Raw genomic sequence first — 406 nt, 5'->3', positions numbered from 1 at the left:
GCCAAGGCATCCACCGTGTACGCTTAGTCACTTAACCATACAACCCAAACGGGTCTTTGTTTTGTGACAGTTTAACTTCGCCAGAAGTCAATATTGAATACTAAAGTAGATACCAATCAATCAACTCAAAGAGTTAACTAAATGGCACTGAATGGTACTGCTACCATTCCTTTTTTACTTTTGAAAACTCTTGATAAATACAATGTATCTATCAGAATTTTATTATCAGCTTTTCCAAATTTTTAAAGAGCATATTAATTAGCTATCCCAAAGGGACACGTACTAATTAACAATCATCTGTGTGGACACTACGAACAAATAAGTTCTAAATCGTATAAGGAGGTGATCCAGCCCCAGGTTCCCCTAGGGCTACCTTGTTACGACTTCACCCCAGTCATGAATCACT

The 406-nt window shown here is 37.7% G+C and carries 1 rRNA gene; it reads right to left on the bottom strand.

The annotated features are described in order from the left end of the window. Window positions 1-335: 335 nt before the first annotated feature. Window positions 336-406: ribosomal RNA gene (locus tag H5119_RS20120) — 16S ribosomal RNA — on the bottom strand; the annotation flags it as partial.

The organism is Pseudoalteromonas sp. SG45-5 (assembly GCF_014164085.1).
In the GTDB taxonomy this organism is placed as follows: Bacteria; Pseudomonadota; Gammaproteobacteria; order Enterobacterales; family Alteromonadaceae; genus Pseudoalteromonas; species Pseudoalteromonas aliena.
Note: the sequence above shows the minus strand (reverse complement) of the source record. Positions and strands in the feature narration are given on the sequence as shown.